The sequence below is a fragment of the Tsukamurella sp. USMM236 genome, from assembly GCF_037148755.1.
Taxonomy (GTDB): Bacteria; Actinomycetota; Actinomycetes; order Mycobacteriales; family Mycobacteriaceae; genus Tsukamurella.
In genome coordinates, this window is the sequence record NZ_JBBCSS010000012.1 from 1 (window position 1) to 23,019 (window position 23,019).

Consider the following 23,019-nt stretch of genomic DNA (forward strand, 5'->3'; position numbering starts at 1 on the left):
CACATCATCACGGAACTCTTTCGGATAAGGCTTAGGCACAGTAGTCATCCTTCCAGGCCGCCCTCCCGGGGCAAGCCAGATCAGATGTCACCTAACCGTGCACCAGTCCCCTCGTCAGGTCCAACGGTCCGCCGCTGATAACGCCCTCGAGCACTACAGCCGAAACCGTGATCGCAGTTCCGCTGACCTTCGTGGCAAGACCCAACACTCGCATGCCATCGATACTGCCTACGATTAAGCAATGAGCGCCACCCCTGCCGCTCGAATCATCGCCGGCAGATACCAGGTAATCCGCAGACTCGGCGCGGGCGCATTCGGTGAGGTCTTCGAAGTCAACGACCTGTTCATGAGCCAGGTCTGCGCGCTGAAGTTCTTGAGGCCCGGTTCCGTCAGTTCCGTCTGGACCGAAGCACAAGTGCTGAGGCAACTAGAAGGCGAATACATCCTGCCGGTGAGAAATGCTGACTGGGCATCTGGGGTTCCGTACATCGTTACCGATGTAGCCAACAACGGCACTCTCACCGCACGCATACCGGCCGAGATCGGCGTCGAGATCAGCACCGCGGTTGGATGGACGCGGCAAGCCTGTCAAGGGGTCTCTCGGCTCCACGACCACAACCTCGTTCACCGAGACATCAAGCCCGACAACTTGTTTCTCGACGAGCGAGGTGACATCCTCGTCGGCGACCTGGGCCTAGCACAGTTCATGGACTCCCACGGTTTCGCAGATGCGGCCGGCACCCCCACAACCATGGCGCCTGAGGTGGTGTACGCATTCATGACTGGCGACCCACGCTACGAACGGTGCTACAGCGAACAGAGCGACGTCTACAGCCTCGGCGCGACCCTCTTCTGGCTGATCGCGGGGCACGAGCCTCACCGGCATATCTCCACATTTGCGGACCTGTGGAATCGCGCCACCCCAGACCTCTGGGACCACGCTCCGCACGTGCCGCAAGGCCTGCGTGATGTCGTCAACACCTCAATCGCACGCGATCCCGGCCAGCGATACGACAGCCCTGCCCAGCTTGATGCTGCGCTCGGAGGGCGCGTTCGCCCTTCGCGCAGTTGGCGGCGCATTCGCCCCCACAGCGGCCACACACAGTGCTTTGAAGGGACCAAGGGGACCTCGGTGGTGGAGGTCTGTGCCGAACCCGATCATGGCAGCACGGGGCGTCTTCGCATCGCCGCGCGACACCAACGAAGCGGGCGAGCCATTGCGCGGGTCACCCGCGTAGTCAGAAGCGGAGCGCTCTCGGCCGCGCTGCGAAGTGCTTTCCGCGCAATCAACTGAACAGGAACGCACCCAACGACATCTCAGACCCCGGTATCCATCCTGGGGGTCGATGCAGTGTGCGCCATCACTTGCTGGAGCAGACTACGGCTGCTGCCGTGACTGCTGACGTCGCGGACGCCTACCCACCGGCGTCAACCCCCGCCGTCTCTTCAGCAGATTCTCGTCTTTCGTGTTTTCGCTGACAGTCAGGCGGCTCAGTATCCTCTGCTGAGTCTCTGGCGTCCAGAACACGCGAAGCTGCCGGCGGGCCCGTGTGATTGCCGTGTAGAAGATACTGTGCGAGATACGCTCCTCATTTGCATCCGTGATAACAACCTTGACCGAGTCGTACTCAAGCCCCTGAGCCTTGTGGATAGACACCGCATACGCAACCTGGAAAGGGACGAGGGTTTCAACTACGTCGTCGTCCTCGTCACTGTTGCCTCGCTCGAACACATCGAACTGAACGATCGTGTCATCGACCTTCCGAAGATCTATCCCGTATACTTCAGCCTCGCTGACGTCACGTTTGAGGTCTACGTCGAAGGTAATTCGTCCCGGCACGCGTTCTATGGACGCTATCGTGCCTTTCGTGGTGTTCGAGATGACTCTCTTGAAACGGTTCGTTTCGTTGAACAATACGGGATCGCCGACCTTGTACGTGGACTCACCCCACGTGACCGCCTTCTCGGGATTGCTGGCCTGAAGGAAGCGGTTGACATTGTTAATGCCATACAGGCCGTCATAATTCAAGCACAGCACGATCTCATCATCGCTATGACGAGTGAACAAATCCTCGCCGAGAGCCATCGAGTAGCCATTCTTAGACAGAGACTCCTCAATGCGGTCGTCGAGGCCACGGACTCGGCTCCACAACGTAAGAAGTGCGTCGTCGTCAGTCCGATATGGTTTGGTGAGCTCGAAAGTGGAATTCTTCGGAATATACGACCGTGCGAGACTGAACCAATTTCCAAACTGGATTGCCTCAATCTGGTAGACGTCGCCAACGAGGACAAGCAGATCGAAAGATGTCTGCTGAAGGACCTTGAGAATGCTCTCGTTGTCGATAGCACTGCATTCGTCGATCACCAACACATCAACCGAGGACTCCTGTACACCACTATTATAGATGTGGCTCGCAATCGTGCTGAACTGGGTGTTCGGAGCGTCGACCCGACGCTTGAGGTTTTCGACAGCGGTGTTGGTATGCGCTAGAAATAGCTTGCTCTCGGCGGAGAAGTAGTTGGCTATGTGATTGACCATCGTTGATTTGCCTGTACCGGCAGCACCCGTGATTATGGCCACGTTAGACTCGTCGAATAGGGCGGTGAGAGCCTCTGCTTTCGCAGGGTCATTGATAATTTCTGGATTGGTATGGAGCCATTTGTTCACATCATCGGAGTGTCTCTCGACGCCTTCACCGGTTGCCTCTTGAAGCTTTTCGATAATTGCCACTGCGGCGTCTTCGTATCCAACGATGAACACGTGGCCGTTCTCGTGCTTGAGCTTTCGTGGTGCGTGCCTTGGAATGGAGGGGAGGCGGCCGTTGTGCGCTGCGATCAACTCATCGACGTCCCCGAGATCTTCGAACTCTGCTGCTGGCGTGTAAATTGTGCCGTGCTGCTCGACCAGGTTCTTAACACGCCGTGCGAGAAGCTCATGCTTTCGACCTGTTGGATCGATGCTCGCGGCGAGGTCTGCGAACCCAGGGACGTGACCGGCGGGAGATGTACAGAACGGCATCCTGTCGAACGGCGCAGATCGGGAGGTGAGGCGAAGCCCCGACAGCCATGGGTTGGGCTCCGAGTCAAGCTGCCCCTTGATAATCTGATTGCGCATGCGAAGCATCAGGTACCGCAGCACTCGGGACCCGGCACGGCCTGCCCGGACGTGCTGTCGGGCCTCGTCGAGAATTGGAAAGAGCACAGGTTTCCGACCAGAGTCGCCAGTCATGTCGGCGCGGAGACGTGCGTAGTCCGCATCACCCATGTCCATTAGGTCAAGGAGGCTCAAGCGGGTTCGAGTCAGGTATCCCATCAAATTGCGGTACTCGAGGTTCCTCGACTCGATTCGTGGTGCAGCACCGAAAATTCTGGCGAAATTTTCGAATTCGCAGGGCCGGATCGAGACTTCCCAATCGCGAATGATCAGGATCGGCATGTTTCGACCAAGGACCTCAATCGAATCGGTCGCGAGATCGAGATACGCAGCGTACCGATCGGTGATATCGACGTCGGTGAAGGCAATCGTGCGGTCGAACTTGCTCGAAGTATTGTGCGCCACGGAGAAGGTTACTTCGTAATAGATGTTTCCCTTGGCGAAGAAGGGACGCGAGCTGTGAATGTAGTAGCGATCCCGACGAGGTTCGGACGGTGTAGCGCGCGCGACTGCGATCCGCTCCGCAATCTTTTCATGATACTCCCGAAGTGACGGATCAAGATCGATGGGAAACTGTTCTAGATTGTTCAGGATCGCGATGCCAAGTTCATCGTGTACGAGTTTCCTTGTGCGGATGAGGTACTCGTAGTACTTGAGCATCAGGCGTTCGGAGGAATCTTTGTCGAGTGTGTAGTGCGATGCACTCGACTGAAGAAGATCATGAAACCTCGCCAATAGGCGGAACCTGGCTTTTGCTTTAGCATCGAGGACCGCCGCTGAGAGCTTGTTGTAATTGAATTCTGTGCTGGCGTCGCCGGCGTGCGCCCAGAGGATCAGACCTTCGACCAGGTTCCTCAACTGGGAGAGTAGGTTTTGGGCGAGTAGACCGCGGTCCCCGTTAGCATGCTGAATATTCTCGCATATGACGCTGTCGCAGTTCTTGACCTGCTCTTCGATTGACGCCATCGATCCAGATACCTCACTGCCTGCAATTTGGCGCACGAGAGTTGCACGCACGCCTAGGATGCTTCTAATCCTGGTCTATTCCGGAGGTGGCGTTGGGTAGAAACGCCTGAAATGTGATCGATGCGCCGACGTTCCTCGTGATGCCGCTCTCGTAGCGACGCATCCGCAGGGAAGGCCTCGCGGTAGGTAGTGACGAGGCCTGCGAGTGTATGGGCGCGTATCTGCCCCGTTGAGCGGGTCAAATCTCGGGTGTCGTGGGCTACTGCGTGATCGGGCGGTCCGTGAAGTGGACAACGCGTGGGTCTCGAATGGTGAACATCGTCGTGTCGGCGGAGTCCTGCTCAGCGACTGCGAACATCGTCACGCCACCCGATTGCTGTTCGGTGTGTTTCGCCTTCGAGTCGAACCATAGCTCGCGAGCTCGTCGGACAGCGAAGCTGACCTCGCGATCGAGGCGGACACGCTGAGCAGCAGACCAGCCCCGCCGGTCGACCTTCATCGTGCACTCGATGGCCGCATTTCCTCGCCTGGCTGCGTGCAGGGTCAAGGTCAGGACGTCGCCGTCCTCGACGGGATCAACACGCCAACGCAGCGGCGCGTAGAACACCCGTGGGGCTGACCGCGCGATCTTGGCTTCCCATGGCGCAATCTGTTTGAAGCAGTACAGGTAGTTGCTTTGGTCAACGCCGGGAATGGAGAGCGGGTGCCTTGCACGGACCTCCTTGCTGCCTAACGCCAGCCAGTGGTTAACGATACGTTCGAGCGTGTGAGCCCGCCGGCGCCCGTCGGGGTCCGTCCCTCCGCTGCCTGCCTGGCGCCGCCGGCCACCGGGACCCGGCCGCTGCGAAACGACGGTGCCCGCGGGCCGTTGGCCTTGGCTGTGTTCATCGTCGACATGACCAAGTAGGACGAGCTCGGTCGGTACGACGGCCGTCCCGGGTCCGCCGTGATCGTCAACTGCGTCGACCTCACGTGGCCGTCTCGAGCAGTCGCCGCTGTGTCCGGGATCCTTGCCCGCACGAAACGACGGCGAAAGCTTGGTCGAGCCGAGTGCCGTCGGGTGCACCTTGGTCCCGCATTCCGTGCATCGAAAGGCTGTCGTCGCGATGAGCTCGGTTGTCCAGGAGCTTTCAAGCTCTGCGACGGTGACCGCGAGCGCCTCTGTGCCCACGGTGTAACACGCTTCGGATGAGGCAGACAGGCTGTTGCGTCGATGCACGCGCTGCATCCTTCCTGGTTCCGTGTGGCGTGTGCCGTCAGGATAGGCGCTCAAACACCTCCGTAGCGGACCGATCGACGAAGGTTTCCGCTCGAATTCGGGACACCGACAAGAGCGTGACTTCGGTGCGTAGGCCGGTGCTAGTCGTCGTGATTCTGATTGTCCCCGAAATGCGCGGCCCATAAGGTCCACCTCTCGCCACTCGGCTGTACTTCGCCTCGCTGGGCACGATGCGTTGCGCGGCATTGCGCCATCCACGCTTCGACCCACGCCGGTAGCGGGTTACGCCGTCGAAGAACTCATCATCCGCCACGGTCAGAAGACGCGTCGGTATGGCGAGACGGTTTGGTTCTGTTCGTCGGACGGCCGATCGAGAAGCCAGTCGAATTCATCGAGGCCCATCCCCCAACGATAGACCAGGGCGAACACCGGGATGAGCGCATTCGCCGGCGGTGGTCACTCGCGGCGCGCGATCTCCGTGGCGCTCCAATCCTGAAGGTCCGCTCAAGAGAATGTTACGGGCATGACAGTCGCCCACGCGCGAGCTCCAGACAATCGCTGGTGGGCACGACGGTCACGCGAGGACTGCCACAAAGCAAGAACCTCGTGGTGCTCGTCGCGTTTCTGACGACTGCACCACGAGGTTCTTACGTGCGACGGATCACTGCTTCGTTCGCAACGGCCGAATCCAGGACTTCCGACCTACCGCCGGAGCGTGACTATCGGGCTGCAGCAACCGACTCCGCGGCCTTCTTCGACCGGATGATGAAGTCGGCGCAGCGCTCGCCAACCACCACTGCGGGCATGTTGGTGTTCGCACGCGGAATGACCGGAAACACCGACGCATCGGCAACTCGCAGACCGGCCACGCCGCGTACCCGCAGCTGTGAGTCGAGCGCACCGTCGGTACCCATCCGTACCGTGCACGAAGGATGGTACGTGTGCTCGACGTTGGCACGGATCCACGCCTCGAGGTCGTCATCGGAGTCGATCTGCAGACCAGGGGAAAGCTCGACGCCGGCATGGCTGGCAAGGGGTCCGCTACTGACGATTTCTCTACTGAGCCGGATTGCCCTGATCATTGCGGCAATCTCAGCCCGATCCGACAGAAGGTTGAGGTGCACTTGTGCGCGCCGTTGGGGGTCAGCCGACGCGATCAGTACGGTTCCGACGCTGGTCGGAGTCCAATAGGACTGCCCCAGAGTGAATGCCGGCTTGTCGTGGACTTGGGCGCCATGCTCACGGAAGTAGGACGGCACGAACACGATCTGGAAGTCAGGTGCCGGAAGGCCTGGTTCTGTTCGTACGTGTGCCGTGGCCTCGGCCACGTTACTTGTGAGTTTCCCCTTCCCCTCCTCGGCCCACATCGCCACGTAGGACGGATCGTCTGCATCGAACAGGCCGACTTGATCGCCTTCGATCTCCCAATTCATCAGCGTCATAGGGTGATCCATGAGATTTGCACCTACCGCCGGAAGGTCCGCGACAGGAGTGATCCCGAGAGCGCTCAGGTGGTCTGCGGGACCGATACCGGATCGTTGCAGGATCTCGGGTGTGCCGAACACACCTGCGCTCACGATGACTTCGCGCGATGCGCGACTCTCGACGGGCTGTCCATCGATCAGGTAGCGCACGCCTGTGGCGACTCCGTCCTCGACGATGACCTTGTCAATGAGCGCCCCCGTGACGATCTGGAGCAGCGAGTTGTTGCTCAGGGGGCCGAGATATGCGGTTGCGGCGTCGTAGCGGTGCCCGTCACGCGTCGTGGTCTTGGAGAGGCTCACGCCGTCGAGATTGGGCCCGAAATGCGTCGGGTTCTCTTGGATGCCCGCCGCGACTGCCGATTCGACGAACGCCTCGCTCAGAGGATCGGGAGAGGGCAACTCGCGCCATCCGAGAGGTGACTTGTCGAAGAAGGGCTCGACATCGGACCACGCCCACCCCTCGACGCCGTACTGCGCCCAATTGTCGTAGTCCTCGCTGCAACCACGAAGGTGCACCATGCAGTTCATCGAGCTGCAGCCGCCCATGGTCTTCGCTCGCGGCTGGTAGATGGTTCGTCCGTCGAGCGTAGGTTCCGGCTCGGTGCGGTAGTCCCAGTCACGATCGCTGTGGAACAGCTGGGCGAACGCTGCCGGGATCTGAACCTCGGGGGTGTCATTGGCCGGGCCAGCCTCAAGTAGCAGGACACTGGCACCGCCTTCGACCAGCCGCGCCGCCACGGCGCAACCGCCTGAACCTGCTCCAGCGACGATGTATTCATAGGTTTCCATAGTTACTCCTTTGGCTCGACACGGAACCGGCCTTGCCGGTCCTGAGTTCGGTCGGCCTGACGTTAGGAGCAGCCGAAGCTCTGAAAGTGTTCAGAAACTGAACACATCGCACGGTCGATGCGCTCTTACCGTGACTCCTGATCGTCTTCCGACCGCTTGGAGGTTTTTGTGAGCAACACGCCGCACTACGACATGTTCATCAACGGGCAATGGATCGAAGCGTCCGAACAGTACGAAGTCCGCTCCCCTGCAACGGGAAATGTCACCGCGACGGTGGCGTTTGGCGAGGTCCGACACGCCGACGCCGCGGTCGCTGCCGCCAAGGCGGCCCATGAGGAGGGCACGTGGCGCCGGATGACTCCTGAGCAACGTGGCGATGTTCTCGACCGTATGGCGGACAGCATGGAGGCGAAGGCGTCTGAACTGGCGAGGCTCGCCACCGGAGAGAACGGGGTGACCGTCCGTATCGCGAACGCATTCCACATTGGACTCGGCACAGCCAACCTCCGGTTCTTCGCAAACCTGGCCCGAGCATTCCAGCCTGAAGAGCCCAATCCACTCGTTCCCGAGACCGAAGACGTGCGTGCCGTCCTTCGGCGAGAACCGATCGGGGTCTGCGCAGGAATTGTGCCGTTCAACTTTCCGCTGGTTCTCGCGGGGTGGAAGGTTGGCCCCGCACTCGCGGCAGGCAATACGTTTGTCCTGAAGTGCGATGAGAACACCCCCCTCACTCTGCTCGAACTGGCGAAATCCGCTGAAGACGCCGGCCTTCCGCCCGGGGTCCTCAACGTCATCACAGGGCCGGGCGAGACAGTCGGAGCCCATCTGAGTAGCCATCCTGATGTACGGAAGATCGCGTTCACGGGCTCGACAGCCGTCGGGAAGTTGGTCCACAAGGCCGCCTCGGACAACCTGAAACGAGTCACGCTTGAGCTTGGCGGTAAGGGGCCGAACGTGATTCTCGACGACGCAAACCTGGACATGGCGATCGACGGTTCGCTCTACGCCTTCCTGATGTTCGCAGGCCAGGTCTGCGAATCTGGCACCAGGCTTCTCGTGCCGGCCGAACGTCACGACGAGATCGTTGAGCGACTCGTGTCCCGCGCAAAAGACATCCGGATCGGCGATCCGAACGATCCGGCCAGCGATATGGGGCCCGTCGCCTCACTGGACCAATTGAAGCGGGTCACCGACTACATCGAAATCGGACTGCGGGAAGGCGCAAACCTCGCGTATCAAGGCACCGTGCCGGGCGGCCCCGATTTCGCCAACGGCGCCTGGGTCGCTCCCACCATCCTCACTGGCGTCAACAATCGAATGCGGATCGCCCGCGAAGAGGTCTTCGGTCCCGTCCTCGTGGTAATTCCCTACAACACCGTCGAGGAAGCCATCGAAATCGCCAACGATTCGGACTACGGCCTCGCCGCCGGCGTCTGGGGTTCGCCCGAACGCGCGTTGGACGTGGCGAACCAGCTTGAGGCCGGCACCGTGTGGGTCAACGACTGGCACGCGGGCTTCCCGCTAAACCCGTTTGGCGGATACAAGCAGAGTGGCATCGGACGCGAGGTCGGCCCGAACGCCCTCGCTGAGTACACACAGGTGAAGACAGTCCACCAGGCCAAGGACAACGACTGGACGAAGCGAGGCTTCGGCCTCGTTTTGCCGCCGCCAGCACTCCTGGGCTGAGCGCACCTGCTGTTCGATCGATTCCTCTGGCCCACGTCCTGCGCTGCCGCCGGTCGTGGGCCAGAGCGGCGCCCCCGCATCATCCAGTTTCGCGGCCCGATTCGCGAATTGACCTTCCGAACTCGAAGACACGCCTATGCTTGTGTGATGAGCGTCTCCTCACCGGAACGCCCGGAGATCGCTATGTCCTGGCACCGTTCGATACTCAGTGGCGTCGCAACCGCGGGCCCTCGACTCGCCAACCCGGACATCGACATTGACCCCACCAGCCGGCTGCTCCGGGCCGCGGTTCCTGTGCTCGACCAGCTTGCAGAAAGACTGATTGACACCCGATACAACCTAATTTTGGCCGACCGTCAGGGACGCATCGTGTATCGCTGGTTTGCCGATCGCAGACTTGAGGCCGTCCTCGACGATCTGGGTATCCGCCCGGGCGCGACTGGCGCCGAGGAGGTGATCGGCACGAACGCTATAGGCACAACGCTCGAGATCCGCCGCGGAATCGCGATCAACGGCGAGGAACACTACATCGAACCATTCAAGCCCTACTCGTGCTACGGACACCCGATCATCAGCCCGGTATCCCGCCGCATAGAGGGCGTCCTCGATATCAGCTGCACGACAGGCGATGCCAACCCGCTCCTGGCCCCTTTTCTCGTGCGAGCCGTCGAGGACATCCAACTACGCCTCGTCGATCTGGCCGGCACCTCAGAGCGACTGTTGATGCGAGCTTTTCAAGCCGAGTCCACTCTTCGCAATCGGGCCCTGGCCGCATTCGGTGACGATGTCGTTCTGACGAACAAGGCTGCGGTCGATCTGCTTTCGCCCGGCGACTACGCATCGATGAGATTGCTTGCCGCAGAGCTCGACTGTAGCTCGGACCGGCACACCAGAGTGCGCCTGAGCTCCGGCCTCGAGGTGGATGTTCACCTCACCCGAATCGACGGCACTACAGACGGCACACTCTTCCGGTTCAATCGCACCGAGACGCCACCCCAGTCGGTGACCTCACAAGCCCACGCCACGGATAGCGCGGCCATTCAGATGGGGCCTGTACTGATCCATGGCACCGCAGGAACAGGCCGCACCACGGAAGCTCGCAGACTGCGGCCGGGTGCGCTCTTCCTCGATTCAGCGGACGCGGTGACGTTCGGTGAACGCGCCTGGGCCAGCCGCCTGCAGGAGATCCTCGCAAGCGACGCGACTGTGGGTCTGGAGAACATCGACCTTCTCCCCTGCTCACTGATTCCGCTAGTCGTCGACGTGGTCTCTGCGGGCCACGCGATCGTCCTGACCTCATGTCCTGTGCGAGACCTGCAGGGGCCACACCTGGCACTCGCATCGATGGTCGTCGAGCAACGAGAGCTCATCGACCTGCAGGATCGCACGGGCGAAATCGAATCGCTGGCAATGCATTTGGTAAAGGACATCGAGCCGCAGGCCGACATCCGCCTGCTCCCGAGCGTGATCGAAGCACTCGCAACGAGAGCTTGGCCCGGAAATTTGCACGAACTGCGCGCAGTGATGGTTGACGTACTGAAACGACGAAACAGCGGCGACGTAACCGTGCGAGATCTCCCCCAGGCCTACCGGACAACTACTCGAACTCGGAACCTGGCAGGACGCGAACGAGCGGAGCGGATCGCGATCATCGAAGCGCTTAAGGTCCACGACGGCAACAAGGCACGCGCAGCGAAGGATCTCGGGATCAGCCGCACGACGCTTTACGCCCGTATGCGAGCGCTCAAGATCGGAATCTAGGTACAAGCGGTACTGATGGACATGACGGTGACGTCGCCCCGCTCCTCGTCCTGTCGGACGCGGTCGGGGCGACGCCGGCGGAGGAACTGCAGATCTAGCGCGGCGCCATCCGCAGCGCGCCATCCATGCGGATCGTCTCGCCGTTGATGTAGTCGTGCTCGGCGAGGAAGTAGGCCAGCTGCGCGTACTCGCTCGGCTCGCCCAGGCGCGACGGGAACGGGATGCCCGCCTCGAGGGTCTTCTTGAACTCCGGGGTCACGCCGGCCAGCATCGGGGTGTTGATGGTGCCGGGGGCGATGGTGTTCACGCGGATGCCGAACTGCGCCAGGTCGCGCGCGGCGGTGATGGTCATGGCGTGCACGCCGCCCTTGGACGCGGTGTAGGCGATCTGGCCGATCTGACCCTCGAACGCCGCGACCGACGCGGTGTTGACGATGAGGCCGCGGGAGCCCTGCTCGTCGACGGCCTCCTGCTTGCTCATCTGGTCGGCCGCCAGGCGCATCACGTTGAACGTGCCGACCAGGTTGATGTTGATGACCGTCTGGAACAGGTCCAGCGCGTGCGGGCCGTTCTTCGACAGGATGCGGCCCGCCCAGCCGACGCCGGCGCAGTTGACGGCCACGCGCAGCGGGCCCGCCTTGACGGCCTCGGCGATCGCGGCGAGGACCTCGTCCTCCTTGGTCACGTCGGTCGCGACGAGGTGCACGTTCTCGACCGGGGCGGCCTTGTCGATCGACGGCTGCAGGTCGAGGCCGAAGACGGTGGCGCCGGCATCGGCGAAGCGCTTCGCGGTGGCGGCGCCGAGGCCGGATGCGCCACCGGTGACGATGACGGAGGAGCCGGAGACGTCCATGGCTGATTCCCTTCTGTAGTGGAGCACTCGCCGAAAATGCGAGTGCGGCGCACCTCACCAGTGAGGTACGAGTTCAATGCCCCGGGACCATCGAGCGATTCCGGGGAAGCAGGTTCGACGAGCAGTCGGGCGAGGCCAGGCTCGCCCAGGTCACGAACCTAGATGGACAGCAGCCTCAACTGTCAATGCCGGTTGGTCCGCGGATAGGTGTTCTGCATCCGCAAGTTGTGTCCACATCGCGTCGACCATGGGCTGCAGGAAGATTCGCCCCAGTTGGCGGACCATGAGTTTGACGGTCTGTTCCGCGACGGGCTGGCCTGTGGAGGCCACTCCCGCGTCACGCAGGGCGATCACCTGCTGTCTACTCAGGTCGGTCAGCCGCGCTAACAGCCCATCCGGTGGTGCCGACGGATCGAGTAATACGCGCCGCATGTAGTTGACCACAGATGGATGTGACTGCAACATCCGGCTGACGGCGAGATCACGGGCGGCAGCGACCTGTGCAGCCGATCCACCGTCGGGGGCAGCATCAGCGATCGCCAACGCGTGGTAGTCAACGATGAGCTGGTCAACCGCCTGGCGCAGCCCCTCCTTCGTCTTGAAGTGATGCTGAACGAGGCCGACGGCGACACCCGCTTCTGCGGCGACGGCGCGCATCGACACTTTGTCCTCACCAGATGCCGCGTAGAGGTCAAGCGCAGCGTTCCGGATCCTCGCCCGAGCCGTGAGGTCGCCGCCTGTAACGAAGGGTTCACCCATCACAAGCCTCCTTGGACCGCGAGTATACAAACCGTGCTTGACCCATACATATGTACTAGCTACTATACGAGCGTATAGCAAGAGGAGTGATTCATGACACAAGAACTGTCCGGTATTCGTGTAGTGACCCTCGCGGTCAATGTCCCCGGTCCGGTTGCAGCAGCGCGGCTGTGCGCGCTTGGTGCTCAAGTTCATAAGATCGAGGGGCCGGCGGGCGATACGCTGCGGACTGTCACGCCCTCCTGGTACGACGCCCTGGCACAGGGACAGACGGTCCTTACAGTCGACCTCAAGACCGATGCTGGCCGTGCGGTGTTCGAAACGGAACTGGACGCGGCTGACGTACTGATCACCGCGATGCGACCGTCTGCGCTTCACAAGCTCGGGATCGATGCGGCGGTCGCCGCGCGTCCCGCGCTCTCCCACGTCGAGATCGTCGGGTACGACGGAGAGCGCGCCGACGAAGCCGGGCACGACCTGACCTATCAGGCGGCGTACGGCATGGTGGTTCCCGGCGTCATGCCGACGGTGCCGGTCGTGGATCTGCTGGGCGCCGAACGCGCTGTCGCAGAGGTGCTGCTCGCGCTTCGCGAGCGCGACCGGACCGGGGCGGGCGCTGTCCGTCGCGTCGTCCTCGATGACGCGGCCGCCGATGCGGGCGCGGCCGTACGGCACGGGCTGCTCGGCGACGGGGCACCCCTGGGCGGTGCGGACCCCGCGTACGGCGTGTACCGCGCGGCCGACGGTCACGTGGCCGTCGCTGCGATCGAGCCGCACTTCCGCGCCAGGCTCGTGACCGCGCTCGGCGCCGAGGACCACGCCGGTATCGCGGCGGCGTTCGAGCGGCGCAGCGTCGACGAGTGGCTCGAGCTGGCAGCTCGGATCGATGTACCCATCACGGAGGTGCGCGGCGCGCGCACCGCACAAAGGAGCAGGTAACTTCCATGGCAGCGAACAACGAAGCAGTGATCGTCGGCGCGGTACGCACGCCCGTCGGTCGACGCAACGGCATCCTCAGCGGTTGGCACCCCGTCGACCTGCTCGGAGCCACCATCGCCGAACTGGTCCAGCGAGCGGCGATCGACCCGGCCTTAATCGAGGACGTCATCGCGGGATGCGTGCTCCAATTCGAACAGCAGACGGGGAACCTCGGACGGCACGCGGTCCTCGCCGCAGGCCTCCCCGAGACGGTTCCGGCGGTGACAGTCGACCGGCAGTGCGGCTCGGGCCAGCAGGCCGTCAGCTTCGCGGCGCAGGCCGTGATGGCCGGCACGCACGATCTGGTCATCGCGTGCGGCGTCGAGTCGATGTCCCAGGTCCCCATGCCACCGTCGATGACCCCGGGCGCGCCCCTCGGACCGCAGTACAGTCCGCGTGAGCTGGCGCGGTACGACGGCGGTCTCATGGCACAGGGCCTCTCGTCCGAACTGATGAACAAGCAGTTCGGATTCACCCGCGCCGAACTCGACGAGTTCGGGATCCGCAGCCACGAGCGGGCGGCCACAGCCACCGCCGCAGGCCGATTCCGAGAGCAGCTGGTCCCGATCCACGCAGATCCGGCCGACGACACGTCGCCGCTCGTCGACCGCGACGAAGGGATCCGCGCGGAGCAGGACCCCGCCAAGGTGGCCGCGCTGCGCACCGTCTTCGCCGAGGACGGGATGACGACTGCGGGGAATTCATCGCAGCTCAGCGACGGCGCCGCCGCTCTCCTGATCGCGAGCCGCGAGTTCGCCGAGGAACACGGCCTGCGGCCCCGCGCCCGATTCCGCGCGCTCGCCGTCGCGGCGGACGATCCGATCGTCCAGTTCACCGCGATCCTGCGGGCCAGCCACACAGCGCTGCGCCGATCCGGACTGGAGGCGAGCGACATCGACCTGTTCGAGGTCAACGAGGCCTTCGCCGGGGTACCACTGATGTTCCAGCGCGAGTTCGACGTCCCCGACGACAAGCTCAACGTCAACGGCGGATCCGTCGCCATCGGACACCCGCTCGGGTCCACCGGCGCGCGGATGCTGACCGATCTCCTCTGCGAGCTCGAGCGCCGCGGAGACCGCTTCGGACTTCAGACGGTGTGCGAGGCCACCGGAACCGCGAACGCCACCATCATCGAACGCATCGGCTAGAAGGGCATCCACCATGACCGACATTGTCAAGGGGCTGCCGTCCACGCACGGCGACAGCACCCAGCTCAACACGACCACCCTCATCCGGCACGCCGCCAGGACCTACCCGGAACAGGAGATCGTCTACCGCACGCCCGACGGCGGCTGGGACCGCTACACCTACGCCGACGCGTACCGTCGTATCCGCCGGGCCGCGAACGTGCTCGGCGGACTCGGCGTGGGCCCGGCCGACGTGGTCGGCATCCTGGACTGGAACAGCAAGCGCCACTTCGAATTGTACTGGGCCATCCCCGGCACGGCGGCGGCGATGCTGCAGATGAACCTGCGCCTCTCGCCGGCGGACCTCGGCTACGTCGCCACCCACAGCGGCGCCTCCGTCGTGCTGGTCGACGAGTCCCTGCTCCCGGTCGCCCGCGAACTCGCTCCACACGCACCCGGCATCACGACCTGGGTCGTGATGACCGACCGGCCCTCGTCCGAGGTGGATCCCGGCCTGCCGAACGCGGTCTTCTTCGAGGATCTCATGGCTGAGGCCTCCGACGAGATCGACTGGCCAGTGATCGACGAGACGTCCACGTACAGCGCTTGTTACACCACGGGAACCACCGGCCGGCCGAAGGGTGTGTACTACTCGCACCGGGGCATCTACCTGCACACCATGGCGCAGGTGGCCGCCATGGGGATGAACGCCGCGGACTCGGTCATGCTGATCACGCCGATGTTCCACGGCCAGAGCTGGGGACTGCCCCAGTCGGCGGTGTACGCGCAGGCGAAGGTCGTCCTCCCCGGCCGGTACACCGCCGAGGACACGGCAGTTCTCGTCGACGCGATGATCGCCGAGCAGGTGACCGTGGCGAACGGCGCACCCGCGATCTTTGGTCCCATGCTCGACTACATCAAGACCCTCGACGCGATGCCCGACCTCAGCCGTGCTCGGCTCCTCTGTGGGGCGACGGAGCCGCCATTGACCATGATGCGCGGATTCTTCGAGCTCACCGGCGCCGACATCATCCACGCCTACGGAGCAACGGAGACGACGCCGTTCGTGGCCGTCAACCGCGGCATCAAGCCGACCCTCACGGATCTCACCGATGATGAGCGCTGGGACCTCAAGCGCTGCCAGGGACTCCCCTGCGTCGGCGTGGACCTGAAGGTCATCGGCCCCTCGGGCGAGGAACTGCCGCACGACGGCGTCGCCGAGGGCGAGCTGCTCATCCGCGGCCCGTGGATCACCGAGCGCTACCACGACCTCGACGAGGTTCCCGGCGAGCGGTTCATCGACGGCTTCTGGCGGAGCGGCGACGTCGCGACCATCCATCCGAACGGCTACGTTAAGGTCGTCGACCGGCTCAAGGACGTGGTCAAGAGCGGCGGCGAATGGATCTCGTCGATCGACATGGAGAACGCGATCGTGGCACACCCGCGGGTGCGGGAGGCGGCCGTCATCGGCGTCGCGCACCCGAAGTGGCAGGAACGCCCCGTCGTGCTGCTCGCCACGATCGACGGCGAAGATGTGCCCCTCGCGGAGATCCACGAGCTGCTCGCCGGGCGGTTCGCGAAGTGGCAGCTGCCCGACGTCGTGATTCGCGTCGACGCTCTGCCGCGCACCAGCGTCGGCAAACTCGACAAGAAGGTCATGCGGGTCGACCACGCCGACGTGTACACAGGGGTCACCGAATGACGTCAGCGTCTACCGGAGAGCCAGTGGTGATCCGCGAGCACGTCGGCGCGGTCGCCGTGCTGAGCCTGAATCGCCCGAAGGCCTACAACGCGCTCAACCGAGAAGTTTTCGATGCGCTCGGCGCGCACCTGGCAACGTGCAAGGACGACGATGCCGTGCGTGCAGTGATCATCACCGGATCGTCGAAGGCGTTCTGCGCGGGCGCTGACATCAACGCATTCGACGCATTGCGCGCCGAATCGATCCTGGGGTCGTTCGACGCTGGCGGCGGGCCGACCTGGGAGGTGCTTAACGCGTGTCGCAAGCCGGTGATCGCCGCAGTCGAAGGCGTAGCCTTCGGCGGTGGTTGCGAGCTAGCGCTGGCCTGCGACACGGTCATCGCCGGAGCGGGCGCTCGGTTCGCCGTGCCGGAGGTGAAGCTCGGAGTGATCCCGGGTGCGGGCGGCACGCAACGCCTAATCCGGGCCGTTGGCAAGGCCAAAGCGATGGCCATGCTGCTCAGCGGCGATCCGCTGGATGCAGCGGCCGCCGAAGCCGCCGGTCTGGTGGCCGCGGTAGCACCCGCCGGCGAAGCGCTGACTGCCGCGCTGGCGCTCGCCGGCCGCATCGCGGCGAACTCTCCGCTCGCCGTCGCACTCGCGAAGGATGCGGCACGCGTGTCGATGGAGTCACCGCTCGCCCACGGCCTGGAGTACGAGCGGCGCAACTTCGCCGTCGCGCTGCGCTCGGACGACTGCCACGAAGGCCAGCGGGCCTTCGAAGAAAAGCGGACCCCCGAATTCCACGGAAAGTGATCTAACATGACGACTCAGCTAATCCGCGACGTGCAGATTCCGGTAGGCAATGATTGTGTTGTCGTGGCCGACCTGATCAAACCGAGTGGTGACGCACCGACTCCGGTGCTCGTCACCGTGATGCCCTATCGGCGCGATACGGCCGGTCACGTCACGCATGCGGACGCGATGACGTGGTTCGCCGAGCGCGGCTACGCCTCGGTCTTCATTGATCCTCGGGGCCTCGGCGGATCGTCGGGAACGATGCTGCCCCCGCTGGATCCCCAAGAGGGGCGCGACGCCGCCGCGGCGATCGAATGGATCGCCGACCAGCCGTGGTGCGATGGATCGATCGGCATGTGGGGGATGTCTTATGGCGGAATCATGACGCTGCGCACGGCCGCCCTGCGCCCGCGCGGGTTGAAGGCGATAGTGCCGATCTTCTTCACCGCGGACGGATCCGATGGCCTGGCCAACCCGAGCGGGGTACGCGGCGGTGTGATGGCCACCGGTCTATGGGGAACGAAAACCCTGCTCGATCAGGTTCTGCCACCCGTGCGCACCAACCCGACCAGTATCGAGATGGAGAGTTGGCGAGCTCGACTGGACGAGACGCCGAACATCATCGACTTCTGGCAGCACGGTCCCGACGATCCGGTCTGGGGGGAGCGCGCCATCGACGCCACTCTCGTGGACGTCCCGGCGCTGTGCTTCTCGGGCTGGCGCGACCTCTTCTGCTCCGGCAGCGTGCGCGCCTACGAAGCGATCCCGACACGGAAGCATCTCGTGGCGGGGCCGTGGATGCACGTCGAGCCCAGCGCCTCTCCGATTGCGCCTGCGGAGCATCGCGAGCTGATGCTCCGTTGGTGGGACCGTTGGCTCCGCGACAAAGCGGAACCGGAGTTCGACGCCGACGGTGCGACCGTGTTTGTGCAGGGAAGCGCGCAATCCTGGCGCGAGTACACGGCGTGGCCCCCGGCAGAAAGTCGAAGTGTCGTCTTTGACGCGGCCACCTCGAGCGAATTGATCCCCGCTCCCGACGATGGCGCCTCCGCGCCGCCACACTGGCCGGCGGTGTCGGTGAGCGACGCCGTCGCGGGCACACAGTCGGGGACGTGGTACATCCCCACGTTCGGTTACGGGCTGCCCTTGGATGAGCAGGAGGACGACCGGCGGGCCGTGGCCATCGATGGCGAGGAGCTCACCGAGGACACAGTCATCATCGGAGCGCCGACCGCCGACGTCGTGACAGGGGAGGGGACGACCAGCGATCGTATCGTCGTGCGCGTTGCCGACGTGGCCCCGGACGGTAGTTCGCATCTGATCACGACGGGCATCGCCCCCATTACCGGCGGCGCCGGTCAGTGGCGCGTCACGTTGGCGCCGACCGCGTACCAGGTGCCCGCCGGGCACCGGATTCGCATCGTCGTTTCCAGCAGCGACTTTCCCCACGTCCTGCCGGCCGTGCAAGCGGATGGCTCCAGCTCCGTTCTGGAGGTTCAGGGACTCCGCCAGCACTTGCTGACAATCGACCCCGGCGCCGGGGTGCCGACAACACTTCCGCCGCCCCCGACCGCCCTGCCGGACGGCATCATCAGTGCCGCGCCGGTGTGGAAGATCGGGCGCGACCTGATCCTCGACGGGGTTGAGATGCTCTCCGGCGCCGACGTCGCGGTGAGAACATTCGACGAAGCCCATGTCTATGAGTCGTCAACGCGTGATTTTGCCGAGGTCAATAATCTCGCGCCGAGTATGGCGCGACTGACCTTCGATCACGCGGCGACGGTGCGGTTGGCGAATGGCCGGACCATCGAAGGAAGCGTGCATTCTGAGTTTGTGGGCGGAAAGCTCACAGCACACGCAAAGGTTCGCGTCGGGGATGACCTCGTTGTCGATCGAATCTGGGAGGTATAGAAACGATGTCCGAACTGTTCCCCAACTATCGCGCCCCTTGGGAGTCCGATGACCAGGCAGCCCTTCGGGTGCATGCCGCCGCGTTCGTCGCCAAAGAAGTGACTCCGCACGAAGAGCGCTGGGCCCAGCAGCACCAGGTCGACCGTGACGTCTGGAACAAGGCCGGCGCGGCGGGTCTGCTCTGCCTCGATGTGCCCGAGGAATTCGGCGGTGCCGGTGGCAACTTCGGGCATGAGTCCGTCGTCCAGCAGGAGCTGGTCGGCGCCGGCGACAGTGCAATGGGCTTCGCCGTGCACTCGACCATCGTGGCGCACTACATCAATTCGTACGCCACCGCAGAGCAGAGGAAGCGGTGGCTGCCCAGATGCGCCACGGGCGAGGCGGTTCTCGCCATTGCGATGACCGAACCGGGGACAGGGTCTGACCTGCAGGCTGTTCGCACGACCGCCGTCCGACAGGGCGACGACTACCTGATCAACGGATCGAAGACCTTCATCTCGAACGCCACCCACTGCGACCTTCTCATCATTGTCGCCAAGACCGATCCCAGTCAGGGGGCAAAGGGAATTTCCCTTTTCGTCGCCGAGACCAAGGACCTGGACGGCTTTGAACGCGGCCGAATCCTAGATAAGATAGGACAGCACGGACAGGACACCAGAGAACTGGCATTCACCGATATGCGCGTCCCCGCGGCCAACCTCCTAGGAGGCGTCGAGGGCCAGGGCTTCTATCAGCTAATGAACCAGTTGCAGCGGGAGCGACTCATCATTGCAGTCGGCGCGATCGCAGCAGCCGAGACCGCGGTCGCCCGGACTATCGCGTATGCCAAAGAGCGCAAGGCTTTCGGCAAGCCACTGATGCAATTCCAGAACACCAGATTCGTCCTCTCCGAATGCAAGGCCGACGTCCTGGCCGGCAAGACACTCATCGACCATTGCATCGGCGAGCAGATCGCGGGCCGACTGGATCCCGCAACCGCCTCGATGGCGAAGCTGTGGGCGACCGAGAAGCAGAAGGAGGTCATCGATCGGTGCCTCCAACTGTTCGGCGGCTACGGCTACATCCTCGAGTATCCGATCGCCAGGATGTACGCCGACGCTCGGGTCCAGACGATCTATGGCGGAACCAGCGAGATCATGAAGGAGCTCATCGGAAGGTCGCTCTAGACGAGCAGCAAGAGCCGCAGCATGGAGAACCATCCTTGTGAGTTTCGCGAAGTCTCGTCGACCGAAGCGCTATGTCTGAGCCGCAACTACTTGTTCCCGGCTCACGAAGGGAGCAACCGCCATGATCTGCATCTTGGGTTCGGCCGGGCACTTCGGCCTGCGGCTCGGAGTACTTCGGGGACTTGGCGAGATGTACGAGCGCAGCGACATGAACGACCTCAGCGATCGCGTCTTGAAGACAACGGATAGCGAGCCTCGACCGACGATTTTCTCGACGCCAGACTCGTCGCGTGGCCGTCCTCCAACGGTCCGATGATGACAAGGATCCTCTGTAAGGAGCAACCAGGCGCTACCGCGGTGGCTGCGGAAACGTCATTCCGTGGAGTGGTCGCTTTGCTCGACGACCTCGTTTCAAGTGAGTCGTTCCTCCGCGGGAGCGCCCACCGCCTGCGTGCCGAGGTGCCTGCGTACCGGTCGGTGTCCGACGAGTCGATCACCGCCTGTGTCGAACGGATCCTGCGGTTCGCTGCCCCGGTCTTGATCCGGGGCAGCGAACCGCCAAGCGGCGAGATTGTCGGGGCCGATCACGCGACTCTCGAGAAGCTACTGCAAGGTGCGGACTTTCACGATGTCATGGCTGGATTCCGCTCCGTCATCACGGGGATCCAGCACTGGATCGCCGATCGTGCCCCCGCGCATGGCGTTGCGGTCGGCACGGTACTCGAGCTCTCACAACTGCTGTGGGGATTGAGTGACTCGTTCTCCAACCAGGCGACCGAAACGTACCGCCGCTATGTAACACTCGGACAGCCGAAGCTCGAACAACAACGTCGTAGGCGGTGGGTGACTGGCCTCCTCGCGGGCAGCCTTCCCGTGCACGATATTTGGCTTGGATGCGCCGAATTCCACATCGATCACGACGCACTCGTGCACGTAATCTGTGTCGCTGCCGTCCCGCAATACGCGTTAGAGGGCATCGCGACTCGGCTGATTGACGACTGCACGGCGAACGCCGGTGCCAGCGAATCGGTAACGATGCTAGTTCCCGGCGCGGGCGGCCTCATCGGATTCACCACGTCGCCACCCGGATCGTCACGAATGCCTGTCGCGGTTGGTCCGCCACGACCACTCAGTTCCCTCAACAGCTCGTACGTCATCGCGCGGGACATCCTCGCCGCCGTCGGCTCAACGGCTGGCGTACACAGCCTCGAATCGGTCAGCTGGCGGGTCGCGGTGCCGGCGCAATACGCCCTCAACGCGTTCCTCGACCGTCGATATCTAGTTCCCTTGCGCGAGCATGGCGCGTTCGGAGAGCTCATCATCGAGGCGCTTCAGGCCTGGCTCAATCACGACCGGAACGCTGCGCGAGCAGCGGCCAGCATCCCCGTCCACAGGAACACCCTCCGATACCGGCTGAGCCGGTTCGAGGAACTCACCGAGTGCTCACTCGACGAGACTGAGACGATCATTGAGCTCACGTGGGTACTTGCCGCCTCATCGGCCCTTCGAAGCGAATAACCGGCGGCGGCGCAGCCTTTTGGACGAGTCCGCGACTGCTCTTACCGCGTGAGAACCGTGCGCGAGAGGCCGATCATTCCGGACCCGTCAACGACCGCGCCCCCGAGTTTCCGCGCACGATGCCGTCCACCCGCTCGATCACCAGGAGTAGTTCCGCTCGCTGGGCGGGCTCCAGATCCCTTCTTCTCGCAAGTGATCGAGCACGGGCGCGAAGGCCCGAACCTCGGCTGGATTCCACAACGGGAAGTTGACGAGCACGTTCGATGTGGCGGTGTGCTGTTTGAGAGCGATCAGTTGCCTTGCCACCTGCTCGCTGGTGCCGAAAATCTTGAGTATCCCCTGACCACTGCCCCACGCCCGCGCAGCTGCCTCAGACCCTTGTTCCTCGAACAGCGCGCGAACAGAGTCGATTCCGCCCAGGATATCGGCGGCCAACTCCATCGTTGCGTCCTCGTTGAGCGACCTCGTGAGCCGTTCGTAGGTCTCCTCAGCCTCGCCCTCTTCCTCGCGAACAATGACTATGGCGAACGGAGTCGTACCTAGCGGAGCTGCACGCCCGACGCTCTCAAGTACGGATTCGACGCGATGTCCGGTCTCTCGCACCTTGTCTAGGCTGTTGCCGGCAACGACGAGTTGGTCGCAATGTCGAGCGGCAAAGGCCATACCAGCCGGTGACCCGCCAGCGCTCACGAGGAGTGGGTGTGGACGCTGGAGCGGGCGGGGCGCCTTGATTCGGCCGTCAACGCGGTAATAGTCGCCCTCGAAGTCCACAGCTTCCTCGTCCGCCCAGAGACGCTTGACAACCTCGACGAACTCGCCCGCCATGGCGTAGCGGCGGTCATGCTCAACCAGGTTCTCATCACCGAACAAGCGCGCCTCAGGGTCGCCGAACCCTGTCACGACGTTCCAACCCCAGCGGCCGCCACTAAAGGCGTCGAGTGTGGCGCCCATTCGCGCGGCGTGCGCGGGCTTATGGTGTGTGGTGTGCAGCGTCGTGATCACTCCGATGTGATCAGTCACCGCAAACAAGCCCATAGCGAGCAGCGGCGCATGGAACTTGGGACTGGTGCACGGTTAGGTGACATCTGATCTGGCTTGCCCCGGGAGGGCGGCCTGGAAGGATGACTACTGTGCCTAAGCCTTATCCGAAAGAGTTCCGTGATGATGTGG

16 protein-coding genes are annotated in these 23,019 nt (G+C 63.3%); 10 read left to right on the top strand and 6 right to left on the bottom strand.

Annotation, left to right across the window (positions count from 1 at the left end):
* The first annotated feature begins 241 nt into the window (after positions 1 to 241).
* The gene (locus WFK95_RS24350) at positions 242 to 1,294 is read left to right on the top strand and encodes a serine/threonine protein kinase (protein WP_128646662.1); all 1,053 of its coding nucleotides are present in this window, start codon (positions 242 to 244) and stop codon (positions 1,292 to 1,294) included.
* A gap of 84 nt (positions 1,295 to 1,378) precedes the next feature.
* Here the strand turns inward: WFK95_RS24350 and WFK95_RS24355 are convergent, their stop codons facing one another.
* The 3 genes from WFK95_RS24355 to WFK95_RS24365 form a co-directional block, all read right to left on the bottom strand.
* Positions 1,379 to 4,171, bottom strand: coding sequence for an ATP-dependent DNA helicase (locus tag WFK95_RS24355; protein ID WP_231706769.1), 2,793 nt, complete (start codon positions 4,169 to 4,171; stop codon positions 1,379 to 1,381).
* Positions 4,172 to 4,379: 208 nt separating this feature from the next.
* On the bottom strand, positions 4,380 to 5,339 hold the full coding sequence (locus WFK95_RS24360) for a hypothetical protein (protein ID WP_138944086.1): 960 nt from the start codon (positions 5,337 to 5,339) through the stop codon (positions 4,380 to 4,382).
* Between the two features lie 719 nt (positions 5,340 to 6,058).
* Positions 6,059 to 7,612 (bottom strand): GMC family oxidoreductase, encoded by a 1,554-nt coding sequence (locus tag WFK95_RS24365; protein WP_006368929.1) that lies wholly within the window; start codon positions 7,610 to 7,612, stop codon positions 6,059 to 6,061.
* A 168-nt stretch (positions 7,613 to 7,780) separates the two neighbouring features.
* Between WFK95_RS24365 and WFK95_RS24370 the strand changes: the two genes are divergently transcribed.
* Positions 7,781 to 9,298, top strand: a complete 1,518-nt coding sequence (locus WFK95_RS24370) for an aldehyde dehydrogenase family protein (RefSeq protein WP_006368930.1) — start codon at positions 7,781 to 7,783, stop codon at positions 9,296 to 9,298.
* Positions 9,299 to 9,445: 147 nt separating this feature from the next.
* Entirely contained in the window at positions 9,446 to 11,059 is a 1,614-nt protein-coding gene (locus tag WFK95_RS24375; RefSeq protein WP_035727429.1) for a sigma-54-dependent Fis family transcriptional regulator, read from the top strand.
* Between the two features lie 94 nt (positions 11,060 to 11,153).
* Here the strand turns inward: WFK95_RS24375 and WFK95_RS24380 are convergent, their stop codons facing one another.
* Both WFK95_RS24380 and WFK95_RS24385 read right to left on the bottom strand, forming a co-directional pair.
* On the bottom strand, positions 11,154 to 11,912 hold the full coding sequence (locus tag WFK95_RS24380) for an SDR family NAD(P)-dependent oxidoreductase (RefSeq protein WP_006368932.1): 759 nt from the start codon (positions 11,910 to 11,912) through the stop codon (positions 11,154 to 11,156).
* A 150-nt stretch (positions 11,913 to 12,062) separates the two neighbouring features.
* On the bottom strand, positions 12,063 to 12,671 hold the full coding sequence (locus tag WFK95_RS24385) for a TetR/AcrR family transcriptional regulator (protein WP_006368933.1): 609 nt from the start codon (positions 12,669 to 12,671) through the stop codon (positions 12,063 to 12,065).
* 93 nt (positions 12,672 to 12,764) lie between these two features.
* Between WFK95_RS24385 and WFK95_RS24390 the strand changes: the two genes are divergently transcribed.
* From WFK95_RS24390 to WFK95_RS24420, 7 genes are all read left to right on the top strand, one after another.
* Positions 12,765 to 13,610 carry a CoA transferase gene (locus tag WFK95_RS24390; RefSeq protein ID WP_006368934.1) on the top strand — a complete coding sequence of 282 codons (846 nt, stop codon included), beginning with the start codon at positions 12,765 to 12,767 and terminating at the stop codon, positions 13,608 to 13,610.
* A gap of 5 nt (positions 13,611 to 13,615) precedes the next feature.
* Positions 13,616 to 14,797 carry a thiolase family protein gene (locus WFK95_RS24395; protein ID WP_006368935.1) on the top strand — a complete coding sequence of 394 codons (1,182 nt, stop codon included), beginning with the start codon at positions 13,616 to 13,618 and terminating at the stop codon, positions 14,795 to 14,797.
* 13 nt (positions 14,798 to 14,810) lie between these two features.
* Entirely contained in the window at positions 14,811 to 16,478 is a 1,668-nt protein-coding gene (locus WFK95_RS24400) for a long-chain-fatty-acid--CoA ligase (RefSeq protein WP_006368936.1), read from the top strand.
* Between the two features lie 23 nt (positions 16,479 to 16,501).
* Complete coding sequence (locus WFK95_RS24405) at positions 16,502 to 17,272, top strand: enoyl-CoA hydratase-related protein (RefSeq protein ID WP_006368937.1); 771 nt, start codon at positions 16,502 to 16,504, stop codon at positions 17,270 to 17,272.
* Between the two features lie 63 nt (positions 17,273 to 17,335).
* On the top strand, positions 17,336 to 19,165 hold the full coding sequence (locus tag WFK95_RS24410) for a CocE/NonD family hydrolase (protein ID WP_035727433.1): 1,830 nt from the start codon (positions 17,336 to 17,338) through the stop codon (positions 19,163 to 19,165).
* 5 nt (positions 19,166 to 19,170) lie between these two features.
* On the top strand, positions 19,171 to 20,331 hold the full coding sequence (locus WFK95_RS24415; protein ID WP_006368939.1) for an acyl-CoA dehydrogenase family protein: 1,161 nt from the start codon (positions 19,171 to 19,173) through the stop codon (positions 20,329 to 20,331).
* A gap of 357 nt (positions 20,332 to 20,688) precedes the next feature.
* Complete coding sequence (locus tag WFK95_RS24420) at positions 20,689 to 21,849, top strand: PucR family transcriptional regulator (RefSeq protein WP_158645186.1); 1,161 nt, start codon at positions 20,689 to 20,691, stop codon at positions 21,847 to 21,849.
* A gap of 138 nt (positions 21,850 to 21,987) precedes the next feature.
* On the opposite strand, the gene WFK95_RS24425 is transcribed toward WFK95_RS24420, so the two are convergent.
* Complete coding sequence (locus tag WFK95_RS24425) at positions 21,988 to 22,893, bottom strand: LLM class flavin-dependent oxidoreductase (RefSeq protein ID WP_336672271.1); 906 nt, start codon at positions 22,891 to 22,893, stop codon at positions 21,988 to 21,990.
* Positions 22,894 to 23,019 lie beyond the last annotated feature (126 nt).

What these genes read in the sequence shown, in the direction of transcription:
- WFK95_RS24390 (WP_006368934.1), top strand. Translation starts at nt 12,765, where the DNA reads ATGACACAAGAACTGTCCGGTATTCGTGTAGTGACCCTCGCGGTCAAT.
- WFK95_RS24375 (WP_035727429.1), top strand. Translation starts at nt 9,446, where the DNA reads ATGAGCGTCTCCTCACCGGAACGCCCGGAGATCGCTATGTCCTGGCAC.
- WFK95_RS24350 (WP_128646662.1), top strand. Translation starts at nt 242, where the DNA reads ATGAGCGCCACCCCTGCCGCTCGAATCATCGCCGGCAGATACCAGGTA.
- WFK95_RS24380 (WP_006368932.1), bottom strand. Translation starts at nt 11,912, where the DNA reads ATGGACGTCTCCGGCTCCTCCGTCATCGTCACCGGTGGCGCATCCGGC.
- WFK95_RS24415 (WP_006368939.1), top strand. Translation starts at nt 19,171, where the DNA reads ATGTCCGAACTGTTCCCCAACTATCGCGCCCCTTGGGAGTCCGATGAC.
- WFK95_RS24365 (WP_006368929.1), bottom strand. Translation starts at nt 7,612, where the DNA reads ATGGAAACCTATGAATACATCGTCGCTGGAGCAGGTTCAGGCGGTTGC.
- WFK95_RS24385 (WP_006368933.1), bottom strand. Translation starts at nt 12,671, where the DNA reads ATGGGTGAACCCTTCGTTACAGGCGGCGACCTCACGGCTCGGGCGAGG.
- WFK95_RS24400 (WP_006368936.1), top strand. Translation starts at nt 14,811, where the DNA reads ATGACCGACATTGTCAAGGGGCTGCCGTCCACGCACGGCGACAGCACC.
- WFK95_RS24395 (WP_006368935.1), top strand. Translation starts at nt 13,616, where the DNA reads ATGGCAGCGAACAACGAAGCAGTGATCGTCGGCGCGGTACGCACGCCC.